The sequence below is a fragment of the Nocardioides hungaricus genome (assembly GCF_054782915.1).
The window spans coordinates 25,502-44,795 of the sequence record NZ_BAAGRO010000008.1 but is presented as its reverse complement, the minus strand read 5'-3'; the positions used below and the strand labels follow the sequence as shown (position 1 = coordinate 44,795).

Below are 19,294 nucleotides of genomic sequence, written 5' to 3'. Positions count from 1 at the left end.
GCTCCGGGGGAGGGGTTGGCGGCCGTGGACGCGCCCCGTTAACGTGTCCAACTCAGGTGGCCGTGACCGTGGATCACTCGGGTCCGCGCGGCCATCGCGCTGAGTCCCGGGTCGGTCCGCCGGCCCGGGAGCCGGGGAACCAACCGGTGGCCGCCATGACGGGGCCACCACCGGGGTGAATCCTCCGCACCCGCGGAGGTAGGGCAAATGTCGTGCCCGAACCCGTCAGCTCACCCGGTAGGCGTACGACGTGCAAGGAGAGCGCCACCCCGTGCTGAAGGGCCGCCAGCGACTCATCACCCTGCTGTGCCTGGGCGCCCTGGTCGCCACCGTGGGCCTCCTGCCCTCGACGGCGAGCGCCAAGCCGGACATCGACGACGTCCAGGCCCGGGTGGACCGGCTCTACCGCCAGGCCGAGCAGGCCCAGGAGCGCTACAACGACGCCCAGCTCGAGCTGACCTCGCTCCGGCGCGACCTCGACCTCCTCGAGGCCGACCAGGGCCGCCAGGACCGGCGCCTGGCCGCCGTCCGCCGGCAGGTCCAGGACGCGGTCGTGCGCCAGTACCAGGGCCAGACCATGGCCGCCGTCGGCCGGGTCGTCGTCTCCGAGGACCCCCAGGGGTTCTTGTCGTCGCTGTCGACCATGTCGGCGTTCAACGACATGCAGGACCAGCTCTTCGAGGACTACGCCACCGAGCTGAAGTCGCTCGACATCCGCAGCGACGCCACCGCGCGGCGCGCCGCCCAGGTGGCCGCGATCGAGAAGCGGCTCGCCGCCGAGAAGAAGGTCGTCGACGACAAGCTCGCCGAGGCGCAGGCGCTGCTCGGCCAGCTCGAGGCCGAGGAGCGCGAGGCACTGCTCTCCCGCGACACGGTCCGGACGCCGTCCGACGTGCCGGCCTCCGGCCGCGCCGCGGCCGCCATCCGGTACGCCATGGCGCAGATCGGCGACGCCTACGTGTACGGCGCCGCCGGCCCGGACGCCTTCGACTGCTCGGGCCTGACGATGATGGCCTGGGCGCAGGCGGGCGTGTCGCTGCCGCACTCCTCGGCCGCGCAGTACGACACCGGCACCCGGATCGCCTTCGGCGACCTCCAGCCCGGCGACCTGGTCTTCTACTACAGCCCGATCAGCCACGTCGCGCTCTACATCGGCAACGGCATGATCGCCAACGCCGCCAACCCCAGCGACGGCGTGCTCGTCCAGAGCGTCAACTCGATGCCCTACACCGGAGCCGTCCGGCCCGGGTGACCGTGTCGGACCCCAGCAGCCGCGCGCAGGCCGGTCGCCCCCGCTGGTGGGCGACCGGCCTTTCGCTGTGCCTGCTGGTCGCGGCCGGGCTGGTCGCGTGGTCGCTGGTCGACGACGACCCGTACGTCGCGCCGGCCCCGACCGCCCCGACCAGCACGGAGATCCCGCCGGCGCTCGCGGCCGCGGCGCTCCAGGACCTGGAGGACGCGGTCGGCGCCGGCGACCAGGACGCGGCCCGGGCGCTCGCGCCGACCGGCGACCGGGCCGCCGCCGACCGGCTCGCCGGCATCGTCGCGAACGCCGAGGCCGCCGGCGTCGCGGACTTCACGCTGCGCTTCGTCGACGCCGAGGGAGGCAGCGGCGCCGCCGACGCGACCTGGCGGTTCGCCGGCTTCGACCGCGCTCCGGCGTACGCCGAGGTGAGCGTCGGACTCGCGGACGAGGGCGACCGGGTCGCGATCACCGGCTTCGGCGGCGGCGACCGGGTCTCGCCGCTGTGGCTGTCCGGGCCGCTGGAGGTGCGCCGCACCGCGGACGCGCTGGTGCTGGTCGACGGCACCGCCGAGGAGGCGGACGCGTACGCCTCTCGGGCGGCCGCCGCCGTACCGGTGGTGCGGGCGGTGCTCCCGGGCTGGCGGCGGGGCCTGGTCGTCGAGGTGCCGGCCTCGGTCCGGGCGCTCGACCGGGCGCTCGACTCGGACGCGGGCACCTACGACCAGATCGCGGCCGTGACGACGACCGCGGACGGGCAGCTCGGCCCCGACGCGCCGGTGCACGTCTTCGTGAACCCCGACGTCTACGGCGGCCTGAAGGACACCGGGGCCCAGGTGGTGATGGGCCACGAGGCCACCCACGTCGCGACCGGCGCCTTCACCAGCGAGGTGCCGCTGTGGCTGCTCGAGGGCTTCGCCGACTACGTGGCGCTGCGCGACGTGGACCTGCCGGTGGCACGCTCCGCCTCGCAGATCATCGCCGAGGTGCGCCGCGACGGCCCGCCGGAGGCGCTGCCGCGCGGGCCCGAGTTCGGCACCCGGACCGCCGACCTGGGCGCGACCTACGAGAGCGCCTGGCTCGCTGCCCGGCTGCTCGCCGAGGTCGGCGGGCAGGACGGGCTGGTGCGGCTCTACCGCGCCGTCGACGGCGGCGCGCCGCTCGGCCGGGCGCTGGAGTCGACGCTCGGGCTGTCGATGGCGGCCTTCACCGCGCGGTGGCGGGGCCTCCTGCAAGACTTGGCCGGGTGAGCGCGCCTTCCGACCGTCGTACGGCGCTGGTGACCCTGGCGGTCGGCGGGATCGCGTTCGCGGCGCTCGCGCTGTGGCTGGTGCCGTGGAGCCCGGTCCCGGGCGGTACGCCGGACCCGGTCGCCGCGTCGTCGGTCTTCACCCCCGAGGAGATCGCGCGCGGCGAGGACTACGCCCGGCTCGCGCGGGTGTGGAGCTGGAGCGGGCTCGCCGTGTCGCTGCTCGTCGGTTGCGTGCTCGGGTTCAGCCGGTGGGGGCGCCGGCTGGTCGGCCGGCTGCCCGGCTGGTGGTGGCTGCGCGTGGTGCTCGCGGTCGCCGCCGTGGAGCTGATCGGCCGGGTCGCGACGCTGCCGTTCGGCGTACTGCTGCGGCGGCACGCGCTCGCGAACGGCCTCACCACGCAGGCCTGGTCGGGGTTCGCGGTCGACGTGGCGAAGAGCCTGCTGCTGACGGTCGTCGCGACCTCCCTGCTGCTGGTGGTCCTCGTCGGCTGCGCCCGGCGCTGGCCGCGGGCCTGGCCGGCGGTGGCGGGCGGCCTGCTCGGCGCGCTGGTGCTGGCCGGCTCGTTCGTCTACCCGGTCGTGGTCGAGCCGATCTTCAACGACTTCCGCTCGCTGCCCGACGGCGAGCTGCGGACCGCGGTCCTCGCGCTCGCCGACCGGGAGGGCGTGCCGATCGACGACGTGCTGGTGGCCGACGCCTCGCGGCGGACCACGACCCTCAACGCCTACGTGTCCGGCTTCGGCGGCACCCGGCGGGTGGTGCTCTACGACAACCTGGTCGACGGCGTGCCGCGCGAGGAGACGCTCTCGGTGGTCGCCCACGAACTCGGCCACGCTCGGCACGACGACGTGCTGGCCGGCTCGCTGCTCGGCGCGGCCGGCGCGGTGCTCGGGGTCGGCCTGCTGGCGCTGCTCGTGGGCCAGTCCCGGTCCGGCCAGTCCCGGTCCGGCCTGTCCCGGTCCGGCCAGTCCCGGTCCGGCCGGATGCGCGAGCCCGAGGTGGTGCCGCTCGTCCTCGCCCTGGTCGCGATCGGCTCGCTGCTCGCGGCGCCGGTCCAGAACGGCGTCAGCCGCCGGATCGAGACCCGCGCCGACGTCGACGCGCTGGAGGCCACCGCCGACCCGGCGGCGTTCGTCGCCGTGCAGCGCCAGCTCGCGCTGCGCTCGCTGGCCGACCCCGACCCGCCCGCGCTCTCCCAGCTCTGGTTCGGCTCGCACCCTCCCGCGCTCACCCGGATCGCGATCGCGCGGCAGGTGGGGTAGGGGCCGCCCGCCGCGGGGATTGCCCGAGAAGTACCGGGAAGGCCGAGGGCCGCTGACCCTGTGGTCCGCGGCCCTCGGCGTGCTGTCGGTTCCAGCCGGCTAGGGTGTCGGTGTCGTCGGAGGAACGTTGATGTTCGTGCTCGTGGTCTCGAACAGATTGAAGATGCCTTGACCGACGAGCACCACGGCAGCGATCACGGCGACTGCGATGCCGGCGACCAAGAGGCCGTACTCGACGGCGCTCGCACCGCGTTCGTCCATCTTCGATCGACGAGCGTCGATGAGGATCATCAGGTACTGCAGCATGGGGCGATCTCCCTCCACCTTGTTCGCGAGGTCCCACCCGAGGCCCTCGTCCCTCGCCAAGCACGGTTCCCCGCTGTGACCGGCCTCACTCGCTGGTCCGGACCACTTCGCGGCCCCGCATGTCAGAACGTGTCCATGATCGTGAGCGCGGCCGGCCCGAGGACGACCACGAACAGGCACGGCAGGATGCAGAAGACCAGCGGCACCGTGATCTTGACCGGGACCTTCTGGGCGCGCTCCTCCGCGTGCTGGCGCCGCTTCACCCGGATCTCGTGGGACTGCACCCGCAGCACCTGCGCGATCGGGATGCCGAGGCCGTCGGCCTGCACCATCGCGCCGACGAAGGAGCGCAGCTCCGTGACGTTGGACCGCTCCGCGAGCCCGCGCAGCGCCTCGGCGCGGCTCCGGCCGAGCTGCATCTCCCGCAGCATCCGGGCCAGCTCGTCGGCGAGCGGCCCCTCGGTGCGGTGGGCGACCTGCTGGACGGCGGCGTCGAAGCCGAGCCCCGCCTCCACGCTGAGCGTCAGCACGTCGAGGGCGTCGGGGAGCGCGCGGCGTACCTGCTCGGACCGGTCGTAGGCGCGCTGGTAGAGACACAGCCCGGGCGCGTGGTAGCCGCCGACGCCGCCGGCGACCACGAGCACCACGAGCACCGGCAGGGAGGCGCCGAAGGCCAGTGCGAGCAGCGCGGCCAGGCCGATCCCGGCGAGCGCGCCGAGCACGGTCGCGGTGAGCACGCGGTCGACGGTCCATCCGGTGGGGTTGCCGGCCAGGTCGAGCCGGTGCCGGATCCGCTCGGGCGCGTCCGAGCCGGCCAGCAGGCGGCCGAGCCGGCCGACATGCTGCCGCAGCGGCACCAGCACCCGGGTGCGGAACGGCGGGGCGGCGTCCTCGACCAGCAGCCGCGGCGATGCGGACGCGGCCTCGACGAGGGCCAGCGACCGGGCGACGCCGCGGCGGTCCGGCTCCTCGGCCAGCGCGAGCGAGAGCAGCACGATCGCCACCGCGACCAGGAGGACGCCGAGGACGAGGACCATCTCAGACCTCCACCTTGACCAGGCGGCTCATCCAGAACACGCCGACGCCCAGCCACAGCGTGCCCGCGGCCAGCAGGACGAGGCCGCGCGGGTCGGTGAACAGCGGCATCACGTAGTCGGGGTTGGCGACCAGGAGGTAGACCAGGAACAGCACCGGCAGACAGCCCAGCACCCACGCGGAGAGCCGGCCCTCGGCGGTCAGGGCGGAGACCTGGCGGCGGAGGTACTCCCGCTCGCGCACGGTCGCCGCCACGGTGTCGAGCAGCTCGGCGAGGTTGCCGCCGACCTCGCGCTGGATCCGGATCGCCATCACCGTCCAGCGCAGGTCGTCGCTGTCGAACCGCTCGGCGACGCCCTCCAGCGCGTCCTCCAGGGGTACGCCGAGCCGCGTCTCGACCAGCGCCCTCCGGAACTCGCCCGCCACCGGCTCGGCGCCCTCGCGCGTCACCGCCTCGGCCGCCTGCGCCAGCGACAGCCCGGCCGCCAGCGAGCCCGACATCAGCTGGAGGGTGTCCGGGATCGCGGCCGCGAACGCCCTCGCCCGGCGGCCCCGCCGGAGGCCGAGGTAGAGCCACGGGCCGAGCCCGCCGAGCAACAGGAACAGCACGAACGGCGCCACCGAGCCGCCGCCGAGCAGCAGCCCGGCCAGGCCCGCCGCCGTGAGCGCGCCGGCGTGGACGAGCACCCACTCGGCCGGGCGCAGCCGGCTCCCGGCGCCCTCCAGCCGGAGCCGGATCGTCTCCTCCAGACCGCGGTTGCGGACGAGCATCCGGTCGGCGGCGCCGGTCGCGCGCTCGACGGTGCCCTGGTGCTCCCGGGCGGGGGCGGCGACCGGTCCGGCGTACGCCGCGATCCGGTCCTCGGGCGCGCGGGCGGCCGGCACGAGCAGCACGAGCACGGCCAGCAGGCCGAGGCCGATGGCCGCGGCGCCGAGCAGCAGCTGCCAGCTCACCGGGGCCCCGGGGCGAACAGGGCGGGGTCGACCTCGACGCCGGCGTACTCGAGCTTCTCGAGCAGCTTCGGCCGCAGCCCGGTGGCGACCAGCCGGTCGGTCGCGCGGTCGTGCAGGAACAGGTCCTGGAGGGTGACCACGTCGCCCTCCATCCGCTCGACCTCGGTGACGTGCGTGACCCGGCGCGAGCCGTCCTTGAAGCGGGTCTGGTGCACGACCAGGTCGAGCGCGGAGGCCACCTGCTCGCGGATCGCGCGGATCGGCAGGTCCATGCCGGCCATCAGCACCATCGTCTCGACGCGGGCCAGGGTGTCGCGGGGGCCGTTGGAGTGCACCGTGCAGATCGAGCCGTCGTGGCCGGTGTTCATCGCCTGGAGCATGTCCAGCGCCGAGGCGTCGCGGACCTCGCCGACGACGATCCGGTCGGGCCGCATCCGCAGCGCGTTGCGGACCAGGTCGCGGGTGCTGATCGCGCCGCGCCCCTCGATGTTGGGCGGGCGCGACTCGAGCCGGACCACGTGCTCCTGGGCGAGCTGGAGCTCGGCGGCGTCCTCGATCGTGACGATCCGCTCGTCCTCGGGGATGAAGGAGGACAGCACGTTGAGCGTGGTGGTCTTCCCGGCGCCGGTGCCGCCCGACACGATCACGTTGAGCCGGCCGCGCACGCTCGCGGAGAGGAACGCCGCCGCGTCGGCCGTGAGGGTGCCGTTGGCGAGCAGGTCGTCGACCGTCAGCGCCTCGGCGGTGAACTTGCGGATGGTGAGCGCCGACCCGTCGACCGCGAGCGGCGGGATGACGGCGTTGACCCGGCTGCCGTCGGGGAGGCGGGCGTCGACCATCGGGCTGGACTCGTCGACCCGGCGGCCGATCCGCGACACGATCTTGTCGATCACCCGCCGCAGGTGCGACTCGTCCACGAAGTGCGCCATGGTCGGCTCCAGCCGGCCGTCGCGTTCGATCCAGACCGACTGCGCGCCGTTGACCATCACCTCCGAGATCGTGGGGTCGCGCAGGAACGGCTCGATCGGGCCGTAGCCGAGGATGTCGTCGGTGATCTCCTGGGTGACCCGGGCGCGGTCGCTGTTGGAGAGCGGCCGGTCCTGCCCGGCGAGGACGTCGGTCAGCACGGCCCGGACCCGCCGCTCGAGCTCGGCGTGGTCCATGTCGGCGTCGTAGAGCTGCGGGCCGAGCTCGCCGAGCAGCTCGGCGTGCACGGTGCCCCTGATCTCCTCGATCCGGTCGGGCTCCGGCGCGGAGTCGCGGGCGGCGACGAGGCGCTCGGTGAGGCTCACTGGGTCACCTCCGGATCCGGAAGCGGCGCGGCGTCGCGGTCTCGGGTGCCGCCTCGGCGGGGTGGCCGGCCAGCTGAGCGGCGAGGCCGCGGATCGCGGCGCTCGAGGGGTGGTCCGGCCGGCCGGACACGATCGGGGTGCCGGCGTTCGTCGCCGCCGCGATGTCGACCGACGTCGCCACCTGGGCCGCGACCGACATGCCGAGGATCGACTCGACCTTGGCCGGCCCGATGCCGACCGCCTCGTCGGCGCGGTTGAGCAGCAGGTGCCGGTGGCCGCGGGCGATGCCGAGCACCTCGAGGGTCTCCAGCGCGACGCGGACGTTCTTCAGCGTGGGTACGTCGAGGGTCGCGACCACCACGCACTCGTCGGTCTCGTCCAGGGCGGCGAGCGTGGGCTCGTCGAAGGCCGGGGCGGTGTCGACCACGACGAACTCGAACGTCTCCCGCAGCATCGCGAGCAGCCTCGACACCAGCGCCGGGGTGATCCGCTCCCGGACGTCGGGCTGGGGCGGCGCCGGCAGCACCATCAGCCCGTCCTCGTGCCGGGTGAGCAGCGAGTCGATGAGCGAGGAGTCCAGGGTGTCCTCGGAGCCGATCGCGTGCTCGATCGAGTGCGTGGGGAACAGCTGCAGCGTGATCGCGACGTCGCCGAACGCGAGGTCGAGGTCGACCAGGCAGACCCGCCGGGCGCCGCGCCCGGCGAGCGCCAGCGCGAGGTTGACCGCCATCGTGGTCTTGCCGACCCCGCCCTTGGGGGAGAAGACCGTCACCACCCGGCCGCCCGGGGGAGTCGACGGCGCGGCCGAGCCGCGCAGGGCGACGTACAGCTGGTGCGCCCGAGCGGAGGCGGCCGCCACCGCGTCCAGGTCGGTGTGCGGGACGACGTCGCGGGCGCCGGCCTTGATCGCGCGGGTGAGCAGCGCGGCGTCGATGGCGTCGCGGGCGAGGACCACGCTGACCGTCGGCCGCCCGACACGGAGCTCCTCGCACACCGCGAGGGCCTCGTCGAGGGGCAGTCCCGGGCCGAGCAGCACGAGGAACTCCTCGGTGTGCTCGCCCAGCCAGGAGCGCAGCCGGGCGGTGCCGTCGACGCCGTGGGCGCCGTCGGGGACGGCGGTGAGCAGCTCGGCGAGGTCGGCGGCGTCCGGTTCGACGACGACAGGCATGTCAGCTCACCGGAAGAGGTTCTCGGACGTGACGCCCGGGCCGGGCGCGACGTCGCTGTCGCCGTTGAGGAGTGCGAAGGCCAGCTCGCCCGTCGAGGCGGCGTAGAGCACCTTCTGGGCGTCGCGCTGGCCGACCGCGATCGTGAGCAGGGTGGGCGCGAGCCGCTCGGGCGTCGCCTCGTCGCCGCCCTCCTTCGCCGCGCTCGCCACCGGCGCGGTCGAGCCGACGCCCAGGACCGTCACGCGCGGGAGCAGCAGCCGGGTGAACGGCTGCTCGCTCCCCGCCGCGGTGCTGTTGAGCGCGGTGCCGTTGAGGAAGACCGCGACCTCGCTGCCCGGCTGGAGGAAGCCGGAGACCCGCGCGGCGTCGGTGAGGTTGACCGACACGGCCATCTTCCCGGGCGGGATCGGCAGCGTCGCCTGGGCGTCGCCCACCGCCCCGAACTTCGGGGCGATCAGCTGCTCGCCCGGATAGATCGGCACCAGCGCGACCTGGCCCCCGATCTCGTCGAGGCTGCGGACGGCGCCGGCCAGCAGGTCGCCGCGCGCCACCGTCGAGGAGGCGATCTTGCCGGCCGCCTGCGCGGCCGCGACGGTCTCGCCCGGCGCCAGCCGCTCGGATGCGACCAGCACCGGCACGCCGCCGAAGCGCGCCTCGGCGCGCTCGTCCGCGCCGCGCGCGTAGACCAGCACCAGCGCCACCCCGAGCACGGCCACCAGCGCCGCGCCCAGGATCAGCAGCCTGCGTCGCTCCATCCCGATACCCCTCCCCACCGGGCCACGTGCGTCCGAAAACCCCGGTCCGACGCACTGTAGGAGCGCGGCGCGGCGCGTGGAATGCCGGAGCAGACCGGTGGTTGGAACCGGTTCTAGATGGGTAGGCGGCCACCTTCGGAGCGGCGCGGGTTCAGAGGTAGAGCGCCTCGACCTCGTCGCGGAGCTCGCGCATCACCACGGTGCGCTTGAGCTTCAGGCTCGGGGTGAGCTGGCCGCCCTCTTCGGTCCACTCGCCCGACAGCACGGTGAACTTCCGGATCGACTCCGCCTTCGAGACCGCCTTGTTCGCCTCGTCGACGGCCTCCTGTACGGCGGCGAGCAGATCGGGGTCGTCGAGCAGGTCGGTGATCGCGCCGGTCTTGCCGTGCTGCTCGGCCCACAGTGGGAACGACTCGCGGTCGATGGTGATGAGCGCGCCGATGAACGGCCGCCCGTCGCCGACGACCAGGCACTGGTCCACGAGGAGCGAGGCGCGGACCCGGTCCTCGAGCACCGCCGGCGCGACGTTCTTGCCGCCGGCCGTCACGATGATCTCCTTCTTGCGGCCGGTGATCTTGACGAAGCCCTCGTCGTCGACCTCGCCGAGGTCGCCGGTGTGGAGCCAGCCGTCGCGCTCGAGCGCCTCGGCGGTCGCCTCGTCGTTGCGCCAGTAGCCCGCGAAGACCTGGCCGCCGCGGAAGAGCAGCTCGCCGTCGTCGGCGACCCGCACCGCGGTGCCCGGCAGGGGCTGGCCGACGGTGCCGACCTTGATCGCGTCCGGCCGGTTCGCGGTCAGCGCGGCCGTCGTCTCGGTGAGGCCGTAGCCCTCGAGCACGACCAGCCCGATGCCGCGGTAGAAGTGGCCGAGCCGCTCGCCGAGCGGGGCGCCGCCGGAGACGGCGTAGATGCAGCTCCCCCCGAGCGCGCCGCGCAGCCTGCCGTAGACGAGCCGGTCGAAGACCGCGTGCTTCGCACGGACCGGCAGCGGGATCCTCCCGCGCTCCATGCCGCGGGAGTAGGCGATCGCGGTCTCCGCGGCCGCGTCGAAGATCTTCCCGCGGCCGTCCGCGGTCGCGCGCTGGGAGGCGGTGTTGAACACCTTCTCGAAGACCCGCGGCACGGCCAGGATGAACGTCGGCTTGAACTCGGCGAGGTCCGGCAGCAGCTGCTTGACGTCGGCGGTGTGACCCATCCGGGTCCGCGACTTCACGCAGCCGACCTGGATGATCCGGGCGAAGACGTGCGCCAGCGGCAGGAACAGCAGCGTCGAGCCGTCGTCCTCGTGGAAGAGCCGCTCGAGCTCGTCGACGGCCACGCCCAGCTCGAACATGAAGTTGCCGTGGGTGAGCATGCAGCCCTTGGGCCGGCCGGTCGTGCCGGAGGTGTAGATCAGCGTGGCGAGGTCGAGCGGCGTGGCCGCCGTACGCCGCTTCTCGAGCTCCTCGTCGGAGATGTCGGCGCCCAGGCTGGTGAGCGTGCCGACGGCGTTGTCGCCGATCGACCAGACGTGGTTGAGATCCTCGAGTCCGGCCCGGACCTCGCGGATGCGGGCCAGGTGCTCGGGGCTCTCGGCGACGACGGCACGGGCGCCGGAGTCCTCGAGGATCCAGCCGACCTGCTCGGCCGAGGAGGTCTCGTAGATCGGGACCGTCACCGCGCCGGCGAACCAGATCGCGTAGTCGATCAGCGTCCACTCGTAGCGGGTCTTGGAGATCAGGCCGACCCGGTCGCCGACCTCGATGCCCGCGGCGATCAGGCCCTTGGCGACCGCGCCGACCTCGGCGAGGAAGTCGGCGTTGGTGACGTCCTCCCAGCCCTCGGCGCCGCGGCGGCTGAACGCGACCTCGTCGGCGGCCTCGCGGGCGTTGGTCACGACGTCGTCGGTGAGGTTCCCGGTGGCCGGGATGTCGGTCGTCAACGGGGTCGAGAACTCACGCACGGGCCGACGGTACCGCGTGGCTCACCGCGTGGCAGCGGACCCCGGGCGATCCGGTACGCTCGCAGCCCCGAGCCGACTCATCCACGAGGGGACCCGATGGCCGAGCAGACCGAGTCGTCGATCGTCATCGACGCAGCTCCCGCCGACATCATGGGCGTGATCGGCGACTTCCCGGCCTACCCCGAGTGGGCCAAGGGCGTGCAGGTGGCCGAGGTGGTCAAGGGCGAGCCGGACGGCTGGGCCGAGCAGGTCTTCTTCTCCCTCGACGTCAGCCCGATCAAGGACGAGTACACCCTCGCCTACGAGTGGGACGGCTACGACGAGGTCACCTGGACCCTCGTCGAGGGCAAGATGCTGCGCGCCCTGGACGGCGCCTACGTGCTGCGCGACCTCGGCGACGGCTCGACCGAGGTGACCTACCGGCTCTCGCTGGACGTCTCGATCCCGCTGATCGGGATGCTCAAGCGCAAGGGCGAGAAGATCCTCATCGACACCGCGCTCAAGGGCCTCAAGAAGCGCGTGGAGGCGCTCTGAGAATCCTCCTGTTCACCGGCAAGGGAGGGGTCGGGAAGTCCACCGTCGCGGCCGGCACCGCCGCACTGGCCGCGGCCGCGGGGCGCCGCACGCTGGTGCTGTCGACCGACGCCGCGCACTCGCTGGCCGACGCGTTCGGCTGCGCCCCCGGGGCGATCGGCGCCGAGCCGGCCGAGGTCGCCCCGCTGCTGTACGTGCAGCAGGTCGACGCGCAGCTGCGGTTCGAGCAGTCCTGGGCCGACATCCAGCGCTACCTGCTCTCCGTGCTCGATGTCGCCGGCGTCGACCCGGTCGCCGCCGAGGAGCTCACCGTCATCCCCGGCGCCGAGGAGGTCCTGGCGCTGCTGGAGCTGCGCCTGCACGCGCTCTCGGGCGAGTGGGAGGTGATCGTCGTCGACTGCGCGCCGACCGCGGAGACGCTGCGGCTGCTCGCGCTGCCCGAGGCGCTGGGCTGGTACATGCACCGCGTCCTCCCGGTCGAGCGGCGCGTGGTCAAGGCGCTGCGGCCGGTGCTCAGCCGGGCGGCGGGCGTGCCGATGCCGGGCGACACCGTCTTCGACGCCGTCGAGCGGCTGCACGCCGAGCTGATGGAGGTCCGCGAGCTGCTCAGCGGCGACGACGCCAGCGTCCGGCTGGTGCTGACGCCGGAGAACGTCGTGCTCGCCGAGGCCCGCCGCTCCTACACGACGCTGTCGCTGTTCGGCTACCGCGTCGACGGCGTCGTCGCGAACCGGGTGTTCCCGGCGCAGGGGGCCGACGACTGGCGCGCCGGCTGGGTGGTCGCCCAGGACGAGGTGCTGGAGCGGGTCGGGGAGTCCTTCGCCGGGCTGCCGATCTGGCGCTCGGAGTACCGCCCGCGCGAGCCGGTCGGCGTCGCGGCCGTCGCGGACCTGGCCCGCGCGGCGTACGCCGGCACCGACCCGCTCGCGACGACCGCTGGTCGGGGCCCGTTCGCCGTCCGGCGTACCTCCGGCGGGGCAGTGCTGCGGCTCGCGCTGCCGCTGGTCTCGCGCGCGGAGGTCGACCTGGCGCGCAATGGCGACGATCTGGTCGTGACCGTGGGATCGTATCGTCGGCTGCTCACGCTGCCGTCCGGGCTGACGCGCCTGCGCGTCGCCGGCGCCCGGATGGATCAGGGGGAACTGCAGGTGCGGTTCGTCGAGGACCCCGTGGACGAGACTGGAAGGTGACATGAGCGGGGACCGAGAAGAGCCGGACGTCGGGTCGGTCGCGGAGGAGGCGGTCAAGCTCCTCGGCGCGCTGTCGGGCTGGGCCAAGGACGCGACACACGACGTGGACGCCCACATCGCGACCGGAGCGGCCGAGTGCACGTACTGCCCGATCTGCCGCACCGTGCACGCCGTGCGCGAGCTGAGCCCGGAGGTGCGGACGCAGCTCGCGACCGCGGCGACGGCCCTCCTCGAGGCCGCGGCCGGGCTGATGGCCTCCGCCGGTGGCCGGGCCGAGCGGGCCGGCGGAGTCGAGCACATCGGGCTGGACGACGACGCGGACTGGCCGGAGGAGGACCGGTGAGCCTGGCCTGCGGGATCGACGTCGGCGGCACCAAGATCGCCGGCGGCGTGGTCGACGAGGACGGCCGGATCCTCGAGGAGCTGCGCGTGGAGTCGCCCGCGACCGACGCGGAGGCGATCGAGGAGGCCATCGCCGGCCTCGTCGGCGAGCTGCGCTCGCGGCACGAGATCGCGACGGTCGGCGTCGGCGCGGCGGGCTACGTCGACAGGGCCCGCGCGGTCGTGCTGTTCGCCCCCAACGTCGCCTGGCGCAACGAGGATCTCAGGGGCGAGCTCGAGAAGCGCGTCGAGCTGCCGGTCGTGATCGAGAACGACGCCAACGCCGCGGCCTGGGGCGAGTTCCGGTACGGCGCCGCGCACGACGCCGACGACCTGCTGCTCGTCACGGTCGGCACCGGTGTCGGCGGCGGACTGGTGCTCGACGGCGAGGTCTACCGGGGCGCGAACGGCGTCGGGGCCGAGATCGGCCACATGCGCGTCGTACCGAACGGGATCCTGTGCGGCTGCGGCAAGCACGGCTGCTTCGAGCAGTACGCGTCCGGCTCCGCACTGGTCCGCGAGGCCCGCGCGCTGGCGCTCAGCAGCGCGCAGATCGCCCAGGGCATGCTCCAGCGCGCCGGCGGCGACCTGACCGGGATCACCGGCCCGCTCATCACCGAGGCCGCCCGCGCCGGCGACGCGGGCGCGACCCAGCAGCTCGCTGAGCTCGGCCGCTGGCTGGGCGAGGGCATCGCGTCGCTGACCGAGATCCTCGACCCCGAGGTGGTCGTGGTCGGCGGCGGCGTCAGCGAGGCCGGCGACCTCCTGCTCGAGCCGACCCGGGTGGCGTTCGCCGGCCAGCTCGTCGGCCGCGGCTTCCGCCCGATCCCGGAGATCCGCAGGGCCACCCTCGGCAACCGCGCCGGCCTGATCGGCGCCGCCGACCTGTCGCGGCGCTGAGCACTCATCGCCCGGCCACATCAGGAGCCGAGCGAGGCGCGGGCGTCGCTCAGGAGCACTCAACCCTCGTCCCAGCGTGCTCCCTCGTCGAGTAGCGTCGCGAACTCGGGGATCCGCTGGGCCGGCCGGTCCAGGATGGCCGAGAACTCTGCCCACGCGGCGTCGTCGATCCGGAAGACGCGGCGGTCGGCGAGCGTGTCCTCGGCGCGGGTCACCGCGGCGGCGGTGACGAAGTCGGTGAGCGACTGACCGGTCACCGCCGCCGCATCCCTGATCAGGGCATCCTGGTCAGGGGTCAGCCGCACGGCGAGACGTGCCTGCTTACGCCGGTTGGCTTCGGGTGCGGTGGTCATGACCCAAATGTACGCCTGTTGGGCATACGTCGATGGGCACCACAGCGCTGGCCTGATCGGGGCCGCGCACACGGACGTGCCGAAGTCCTCGCGACGGCTCGCCGCCACGCGTGCGCAGCTCGGTCCGACGTCAGTTCGGTACGTCCGGATGCGCGCATGACCGGCGCCACCACGAGCATCGGGCCGAGAATGTGGGGGTGCATTGGCCGCTACAGCTCGCCGCCGAGATGAGCGACGGCGCCCTCTCAGTGTGTCCCTACGTCCCCGCCGACGCCCCCGCCTTGTTTGCGGCGCTCGCCGACGAACGGGCCTGGGAGCACATTCCCCGGGCCATCCCCCCGGATCCCGCCGCGCTCGACGCCATGATCCAGGTCAAGCTCGCAGACGGCCATCGCACGACACTCGCGATCCGTCTGGATCACCGGATCGTCGGCATGACCTCGGTGCTCTTCGACCCGACCGATCCCGACGGCGTCGAGGTCGGTGGAACGCAGCTCGACCCGGCGGTGTGGGGTACCGGTGTCAACGCGCGCGCCAAACGGCTCCTGTTCGCAGCGGTCTTCGCCCAGGGCGCTCAGTGGGTCCAACTGCGCACCGACGAGCGCAACGGGCGTTCAGCGGCGGCCATCCGCAAGCTCGGCGCTCGAGACCTCGGCGTCCACCAGGATCACCGCGTCCGGCGCGACGGCACTCAGCGGCGCAGCCTCGTCTTCCGGGTCGATCGAGACTCGAGCTGGCGTGGTTGACGGCATCGTCACGTGCGCCGGTGGAAGGTGACGTTGCCGTTGGGGTGGTGGGTGACGTCGTAGTTGGTGTCGTGGGCGCGGTTGTGGTGCCAGTGGCACAGGGTGATGCCGTTGGCGAGGTCGGTGTGGCCGTCGTCGGCCCAGCGGGTGGTGTGGTGGGCATGGAGGCCGGTGGTGCGGTCGCAGCCCTCGGCGCGGCAGCCGTGGTCGCGGACCTGCAGGGCGAGGCGCTGGGCCTCGGTGAACAGGCGTCTCTTGCGGCCGAGGTCGAGGGGCTGGGAGTCGCCGTCGAGGACGACGGGGATGACGCCGGCTTCGCAGGCCAGCCGGCGGGCCATGGCGGGTGAGATGTGGTCGCCGGTGTCGAGGATCCCGGCCTTCTCCAGCCGGCCGATGAGCACGTCGAGGTCGATGGTGACCACGATGGTGGCGTTGACGCCGCCGGTGCGCGGGAGGCGGTCGACCGGGTAGCGGGTGATGAGCTCGCACAGTGCGTGCCCCATCGCCTCGGGCGTCGGGCGGCGCTCGACCCCCGCACCGTGGGTGGCCCGCTGGTGCTTGGGTGCGGCGATGGCGCCCAGCATCTTGCGCAGTGCGGCGCCGTGGTAGGTGGGGATCGCGAACGTGCCGTGGGTGACGCCCTGGTCGTCGTCGCACAGCGACAGCCGACACTTCTTCGCTGCGGCCTGCTCCTGCTGCTCGAGGATCTTCGCCTCGTGGGCGTCGGCCTCGTCGGGTGCGACGACCTCGAAGAGGTGCTTGCCGAGCCGGTTGAGGGCCTGGGCGTCGTGGTGCCGGGCCTGCTCCAGCAGGTGCGCCTCGGCGTTCTCGCGCGTCGGCGCGTCGACGGTCTCGGGGAGTCGGTCGACCCACCGGATGATCACCCGGGCCTGCTCGACCAGCACCTCGCCCGCAGCGAGCGCTTCGCGCGTCAGCGGGTGCTGTTCGAGATCGTGGCCCAATCGCACGTTCTGGAACGCCGAGGATCGCGTCGCCTTCGTCTCGTGGGCGAGCCAGTTCGCAGCCGAGGAGGCGCCGACGTCCTGGCCGACACCGACGTCGTCGGCGTGCGCGGCGACCCGGGCCTCGAGCTCGACCAGCCGGGCCATGGCACGCTCCAACGCGACCAGAGTGGCGGCGGTCTCGGTGGCGTCCATCGACCACACCGACGCGTCCGCGACAGTGTCGAGCTCAGCGTGGACATGCGCGGCCGCGACACTGACCCGGTGCCGGGGTGTCGCGATCGCTGTCATGTGGTCCAGCCAAGCACTGACCACCGACACTCAGACGCCCAGAACCCTTGTTTTGACCGGCATATGGACACCTTTGAGAAGTTTCTTGAAGGGATTTCGGGGTGGTGGGTTCGAGGCTCGGCGCTAGCGCGCCTCACTCCTCAACCATCGCGAAGTCACACCGTCCCGACCAGAACTCGGCGTCCTTCCGATAGGCGCCAACTGTGCGCGAGGGAGGAGCCGTCAAGGGCGCGGAGCGGCGAAGCGGACCCTTGACGGCGGGGGACTCGCGCGCATCCTTGCGCCGTACGGCAGGACGACGCGACCAGCCACAACGGTGGTTTCGAGACGGGCGTCAGGGCGCCTTCCTCAACCACCGCGAACGACAGGCGCCAGGGCGCCTTCCTCCACCACCGGCACCAGGTCTGGTCGAATACTCTTCATGGCGCTCTTCATCGGGGTCGACATCGGCGGGACCAAGGTGCTGGCCGCGGCCGTGTCGTCGACCGGCCGGGTGCTGCGCACGGCGCGGCGGGAGACGCCCGGGAGCCGGGTCGAGGCGCGGCTGGTCGAGGACGCGCTGACCGAGGCGGTCGAGGAGATCGCCGGCCCGCGCCGGCCGTCCGCGATCGGCATCGCGGCGGCGGGCTTCGTGGACGCGCAGGGCGAGCGGGTGCGGTTCGCGCCGCACCTGCCCTGGCGCGACGAGGGCGTGCGGGCCCGGCTCGCGGAGCGCTGGAGCGCGCCGGTCGTGCTCGACAACGACGCGAACTGCGCGGCCCGCGCCGAGGTCGTGTACGGCGCCGTGGGCGACGCCGGGGACGCGGTGGTCGTCACGCTGGGGACCGGCATCGGCGGCGCGGTCGTGCTCGACGGCGCGGTGCACCGGGGCTACAACGGGATGGCGGGGGAGTTCGGGCACATGCAGGTCGTGCCCGGCGGCCGGGAGTGCGAGTGCGGCGGCACCGGCTGCTGGGAGCAGTACTGCAGCGGCAACGCGCTGACCCGGTTCGTCCGCGAGCACGGCGGCCCCGAGCTGGCCGGGCCGGAGGTCACCGCGGCGGCCGAGGCGGGCGACCCGGTGGCGCTCGAAGCCTTCGCGGACGTCGGCGCCTGGCTCGGCGTCGGCGCGGCCAACCTGGTCGCGGCGTTCGACCCCGAGATCGTGGTCGTCGGCGGCGGTCCGTCGATCGCGGGCGACCTGCTGCTCGAGCCCGCCCGGGCGGCGCTGCGCGAGTCGCTCGTGGGCGCCGAGCACCGGACGGTGCCGCCACTGGTCCGGGCGGCGCTCGGGCCCGAGGCCGGAGCCATCGGGGCGGCGTACCTCGCCCGGCAGACCTTCAGGAACGCCGGTACTCGGGCACGAGCTCGACTGCAAGCTGCTCGAGGAACAGCCCCACGTCGGTGACGATGCCGCGGGCCTGCGAGGAGCCGCGGTCGGCGAGCTTGGTGACCGTCGCCGGGTTGATGTCGACGCACACGAGCGGGATCGACGCGGGCAGGATGTTGCCGGTCGCCACCGAGTGCAGCATGGTCGCGACCATCAGGCAGAAGCCGACGTCCTCGAGCTGCGCGCGCATCGCACGCTGGCCCTCGATCACGTCGGTGTAGACGTCCGGGAGCGGGCCGTCGTCGCGCACCGAGCCGACCAGCACGAAGTCCTTGCCCTCGGTGACCAGCGCGTGCATGATCCCGCCGGTGAGTACGCCGCTCTCGACGGCCGCCTTGATCGAGCCCTCCTTGCGGATCGTGTTGAGGGCGCGGATGTGGTGCTCGTGGCCGTGCTCGACGCCGCGGCCCATGGCCAGGTCGACGCCGAGGCTGGTGCCGTAGAGCGAGGCCTCGATGTCGTGGGTGGCGAGCGCGTTGCCGGCGAAGAGGACGTCGACGAAGCCGGCGTTCACCATCGCGACCAGCGCGGGCGCGGCGCCGGTGTGGACGACGCCCGGCCCGCCGACCCAGAGCACCTTCTTGCCCGCGGCCCTGGCCTCGCGCATGCCGTCGGCGACCTGGCGCACCAGCACCGCCTGCGGCTTCTCCGAGGACACCTCGGACTCCATGAAGCCGAACGCCTCCGCGCTCCGGTCGGGCGCCGGCACGGTGACCTTGACGCCGGAGGCGCCGGTGACGACCAGCATCCCGGCGCGTACGTCGGACATCGGCAGCGTGTAGACCCGGCTCGGCCGGCCGTCGTCGGCCCGCTCCAGGATCAGGCCGCAGTCCATCTCCGGGTTCTCCACCGTGAGCCAGGTGCCGTCGATGCGGACCCGGGTGTCGAGGTTGGTGGTGGAGTAGAAGCTGTCGGGGAACACGCCGTCCCGGTCCGCCTCTGCCACGGTGGCCTCGCCCGGGTCGACCTGGTTCACGCCGCGGGTCTGCAGCCGCATCAGCAGCCGCTGCAGCGACTCGCCGTCCTCGGCGATGACGGTGATGACCGCGTGCGACGGATCGTCGGTCTCCCGGCCCACGTCGAACCGGTCGATCGAGTAGTCGCTGCCGTACTCCCGGATGTCGTCGAGGACCCGCGACAGGATCCCGTGGTCCATCAGGTGCCCGGTGATCTCGACGGTCTCGTTGGCGCTCACGAGCGCACCCTAGCCAAGCCGTCGCCGGTCCGCTCGACGGCGTGCGGGTGCGGCGTGCTGTGGATGGGTGGTGGGCCGTTTCGCTCCGCGGTTGGTGACCAAACCGCAACCGGGAGCCCTCCCAGCATGCGGTTGGTGACCAAACCGCAACCGTCCGGCTGTGGA

Annotated in this window: 19 protein-coding genes and 1 riboswitch; of the genes, 9 read left to right on the top strand and 10 right to left on the bottom strand. The window is 73.5% G+C overall.

What is annotated here, in order from left to right:
• The first annotated feature begins 87 nt into the window (after positions 1-87).
• Positions 88-259: riboswitch (cyclic di-AMP (ydaO/yuaA leader) on the top strand.
• The 3 genes from ACYVKX_RS03570 (at position 251) to ACYVKX_RS03560 (ending at position 3,758) form a co-directional block, all read left to right on the top strand.
• Entirely contained in the window at positions 251-1,252 is a 1,002-nt protein-coding gene (locus tag ACYVKX_RS03570; protein ID WP_460829198.1) for a C40 family peptidase, read from the top strand. It overlaps the preceding riboswitch by 9 nt.
• Positions 1,249-2,493, top strand: coding sequence for a gluzincin family metallopeptidase (locus tag ACYVKX_RS03565; RefSeq protein ID WP_460829197.1), 1,245 nt, complete (start codon positions 1,249-1,251; stop codon positions 2,491-2,493). The genes ACYVKX_RS03570 and ACYVKX_RS03565 overlap by 4 nt, the downstream gene beginning before the upstream one ends.
• A complete protein-coding gene (locus ACYVKX_RS03560) occupies positions 2,490-3,758 on the top strand; it encodes a M48 family metallopeptidase (RefSeq protein WP_460829196.1) in 1,269 nt (422 codons plus the stop codon). Before ACYVKX_RS03565 ends, ACYVKX_RS03560 begins: the two co-directional genes overlap by 4 nt.
• Before the next feature lie 99 nt (positions 3,759-3,857).
• Here the strand turns inward: ACYVKX_RS03560 and ACYVKX_RS03555 are convergent, their stop codons facing one another.
• The 7 genes from ACYVKX_RS03555 to ACYVKX_RS03525 form a co-directional block, all read right to left on the bottom strand.
• Positions 3,858-4,064 (bottom strand): Flp family type IVb pilin, encoded by a 207-nt coding sequence (locus ACYVKX_RS03555; RefSeq protein WP_460829195.1) that lies wholly within the window; start codon positions 4,062-4,064, stop codon positions 3,858-3,860.
• 122 nt (positions 4,065-4,186) lie between these two features.
• The gene (locus ACYVKX_RS03550) at positions 4,187-5,101 is read right to left on the bottom strand and encodes a type II secretion system F family protein (RefSeq protein ID WP_460829193.1); all 915 of its coding nucleotides are present in this window, start codon (positions 5,099-5,101) and stop codon (positions 4,187-4,189) included.
• 1 nt (position 5,102) lies between these two features.
• The gene (locus tag ACYVKX_RS03545; RefSeq protein WP_460829192.1) at positions 5,103-6,053 is read right to left on the bottom strand and encodes a type II secretion system F family protein; all 951 of its coding nucleotides are present in this window, start codon (positions 6,051-6,053) and stop codon (positions 5,103-5,105) included.
• Positions 6,050-7,345 carry a CpaF family protein gene (locus ACYVKX_RS03540; RefSeq protein WP_460829191.1) on the bottom strand — a complete coding sequence of 432 codons (1,296 nt, stop codon included), beginning with the start codon at positions 7,343-7,345 and terminating at the stop codon, positions 6,050-6,052. The genes ACYVKX_RS03545 and ACYVKX_RS03540 overlap by 4 nt, the downstream gene beginning before the upstream one ends.
• Before the next feature lie 4 nt (positions 7,346-7,349).
• A complete protein-coding gene (locus ACYVKX_RS03535; RefSeq protein ID WP_460829190.1) occupies positions 7,350-8,513 on the bottom strand; it encodes an AAA family ATPase in 1,164 nt (387 codons plus the stop codon).
• A gap of 6 nt (positions 8,514-8,519) precedes the next feature.
• Positions 8,520-9,269 (bottom strand): Flp pilus assembly protein CpaB, encoded by a 750-nt coding sequence (gene cpaB / locus ACYVKX_RS03530; protein WP_460829189.1) that lies wholly within the window; start codon positions 9,267-9,269, stop codon positions 8,520-8,522.
• Between the two features lie 151 nt (positions 9,270-9,420).
• Positions 9,421-11,208: an AMP-dependent synthetase/ligase gene (locus ACYVKX_RS03525; RefSeq protein ID WP_460829188.1), complete on the bottom strand. Its 1,788-nt coding sequence runs from the start codon at positions 11,206-11,208 to the stop codon at positions 9,421-9,423.
• 96 nt (positions 11,209-11,304) lie between these two features.
• On the opposite strand from ACYVKX_RS03525, the gene ACYVKX_RS03520 reads away from it, so the two are divergent.
• The 4 genes from ACYVKX_RS03520 to ACYVKX_RS03505 are packed head-to-tail and all read left to right on the top strand — an operon-like array spanning position 11,305 to position 14,213.
• On the top strand, positions 11,305-11,742 hold the full coding sequence (locus ACYVKX_RS03520; RefSeq protein ID WP_460829187.1) for an SRPBCC family protein: 438 nt from the start codon (positions 11,305-11,307) through the stop codon (positions 11,740-11,742).
• Positions 11,739-12,932: an ArsA family ATPase gene (locus ACYVKX_RS03515; RefSeq protein ID WP_460829242.1), complete on the top strand. Its 1,194-nt coding sequence runs from the start codon at positions 11,739-11,741 to the stop codon at positions 12,930-12,932. The genes ACYVKX_RS03520 and ACYVKX_RS03515 overlap by 4 nt, the downstream gene beginning before the upstream one ends.
• 1 nt (position 12,933) lies before the next feature.
• Positions 12,934-13,275 carry a hypothetical protein gene (locus tag ACYVKX_RS03510; protein ID WP_460829185.1) on the top strand — a complete coding sequence of 114 codons (342 nt, stop codon included), beginning with the start codon at positions 12,934-12,936 and terminating at the stop codon, positions 13,273-13,275.
• A complete protein-coding gene (locus tag ACYVKX_RS03505; protein WP_460829183.1) occupies positions 13,272-14,213 on the top strand; it encodes an ROK family glucokinase in 942 nt (313 codons plus the stop codon). The genes ACYVKX_RS03510 and ACYVKX_RS03505 overlap by 4 nt, the downstream gene beginning before the upstream one ends.
• 59 nt (positions 14,214-14,272) lie before the next feature.
• Here the strand turns inward: ACYVKX_RS03505 and ACYVKX_RS03500 are convergent, their stop codons facing one another.
• Positions 14,273-14,566: a type II toxin-antitoxin system TacA family antitoxin gene (locus ACYVKX_RS03500; RefSeq protein WP_460829182.1), complete on the bottom strand. Its 294-nt coding sequence runs from the start codon at positions 14,564-14,566 to the stop codon at positions 14,273-14,275.
• 110 nt (positions 14,567-14,676) lie between these two features.
• Here ACYVKX_RS03500 and ACYVKX_RS03495 point away from each other — a divergent pair, with 110 nt between their 5' ends.
• Positions 14,677-15,312, top strand: coding sequence for a GNAT family N-acetyltransferase (locus tag ACYVKX_RS03495; RefSeq protein WP_460829181.1), 636 nt, complete (start codon positions 14,677-14,679; stop codon positions 15,310-15,312).
• 8 nt (positions 15,313-15,320) lie between these two features.
• Here the strand turns inward: ACYVKX_RS03495 and ACYVKX_RS03490 are convergent, their stop codons facing one another.
• Positions 15,321-16,565, bottom strand: a complete 1,245-nt coding sequence (locus ACYVKX_RS03490) for an HNH endonuclease (RefSeq protein ID WP_460829180.1) — start codon at positions 16,563-16,565, stop codon at positions 15,321-15,323.
• A gap of 421 nt (positions 16,566-16,986) precedes the next feature.
• Between ACYVKX_RS03490 and ACYVKX_RS03485 the strand changes: the two genes are divergently transcribed.
• Positions 16,987-17,952 carry an ROK family protein gene (locus tag ACYVKX_RS03485; RefSeq protein WP_460829179.1) on the top strand — a complete coding sequence of 322 codons (966 nt, stop codon included), beginning with the start codon at positions 16,987-16,989 and terminating at the stop codon, positions 17,950-17,952.
• On the opposite strand, the gene ACYVKX_RS03480 is transcribed toward ACYVKX_RS03485, so the two are convergent.
• The gene (locus tag ACYVKX_RS03480) at positions 17,885-19,129 is read right to left on the bottom strand and encodes an ornithine cyclodeaminase, nickel-pincer nucleotide-dependent (RefSeq protein WP_460829178.1); all 1,245 of its coding nucleotides are present in this window, start codon (positions 19,127-19,129) and stop codon (positions 17,885-17,887) included. The two genes, ACYVKX_RS03485 and ACYVKX_RS03480, sit on opposite strands and share 68 nt — an antisense overlap.
• Between the last annotated feature and the right edge of the window lie 165 nt (positions 19,130-19,294).